Genomic DNA, 1,576 nt, shown 5'->3' with positions numbered 1-1,576 from the left:
GCTCAGGAACAGTCAAAGACCAAACACCGGGAACGGGAGAAGGTCAAGACCAAGGACCGGGAGGTGGCGCGATGACCGACAAGCTGAAAAAGCAGATCATCCTCAACCTCCCGTATCTCATCTTCGTGTATCTCTTTGACAAGCTCTGCCAGGGGATACGGCTGGCGCCTGGGGCGGACGCCTCGGAGAAGCTGCTCCACATCGGGCAGGGCTTTTCGGCGGCCTTTGCCAGCCTGGCGCCCAGCTTCCATCTGCTGGACCTGTGTGTGGGCGCCGCCGGTGCGGTGCTGATTCGGCTGGTGGTCTCCTCCAAGGGCAAAAACGCCAAGAAATACCGCCGGGGCATCGAGTACGGCAGCGCCCGCTGGGGCACCCCGGCCGACATCGCCCCTTACATGGACAAGGATTTTTTCAACAACATCCCCATGACCCAGACGGAGCGGATCACCATGTCAAGCCGCCCCAAGGAGCCCAAGTACGCCAGGAACAAAAATATCCTGGTCATCGGCGGTTCCGGCAGTGGCAAGACGAGATTTTTTGTCAAGCCCAACCTGCTCCAGTGCCATTCCTCCTATGTGGTCACGGACCCCAAGGGCACCATCCTGAATGAGGTGGGGACCCTGCTGGACCGCAAGGGATACCGCATTAAAAGCCTGAACCTCATCAACTTCAAGAAATCCATGAGATATAATCCCCTGGCGTACATCCGCTCAGAGAAGGATATTTTGAAGCTGGTGAACGCCCTGATCCTCAACACCAAGGGAGAAGGCGAAAAGTCCAGTGAAGATTTCTGGGTCAAGGCCGAGCGGCTGTACTATTCCGCCCTCATCGGGTACATCTGGTACGAGGCGGAGCCAGAGGAGCGCAACTTCATCACCCTGCTGGACCTCATCAACGCATCGGAGGCCAGGGAGGACGACGAGGAGTTCCAAAGCCCGGTAGACATCCTGTTCGCCAAGCTGGAAAAGGAGCACCCGGACCACTTCGCCGTGAAGCAGTACCGCAAATTCAAAATGGCGGCGGGCAAAACTCTGAAATCCATACTGATTTCCTGCGGCGCCCGCCTCTCTCCCTTTGACATCCAGGAGCTGCGGGACCTCATGGCGGAGGACGAGCTGGAGCTGGACACCCTGGGCGACCGCAAATCGGCGCTGTTCGTGATTTTGTCAGATACGGACAGCACCTTCAATTTTGTGGCGGCGCTCATGTACTCCCAGCTTTTCAACCTGCTGTGCGACAAGGCGGACGACTTCTACGGGGGCCGCCTGCCGGTCCATGTGCGGTGCCTGCTGGATGAGTTTGCGAACATCGGTCAAATCCCGAACTTCGACAAGCTGATCGCCACCATCCGAAGCCGTGAAATATCGGCTTCTATTATTTTGCAGTCGCAAAGCCAGTTAAAGACCATCTACAAGGACGCGGCGGATACCATCGTGGGCAACTGCGACAGCACCTTGTTTTTGGGAGGCAAGGAGAAATCCACTCTCAAAGAAATTTCGGAGCTGCTGGGGAAAGAAACGATTGACAGTTTCAATCAATCGGAGAACCGCGGCAGCCAGGTTTCCCACGGCCTCAC

At 57.0% G+C, this 1,576-nt stretch carries 1 protein-coding gene; it reads left to right on the top strand.

Going from position 1 to position 1,576, the window contains the following annotated elements; all coding sequences use genetic code 11:
- Window positions 1-71 precede the first annotated feature (71 nt).
- Window positions 72-1,576 (top strand): VirD4-like conjugal transfer protein, CD1115 family (locus B5F35_RS18080; protein WP_087243065.1); only part of this gene is annotated, 1,505 nt, incomplete at its 3' end.

It is taken from the genome of Anaeromassilibacillus sp. An200 (assembly GCF_002160025.1).
GTDB lineage: Bacteria > Bacillota > Clostridia > Oscillospirales > Acutalibacteraceae > Caccousia > Caccousia stercoris.
The sequence above is the reverse complement of the archived record's forward strand: the minus strand, read 5'-3'. Positions and strand labels throughout refer to the sequence as shown.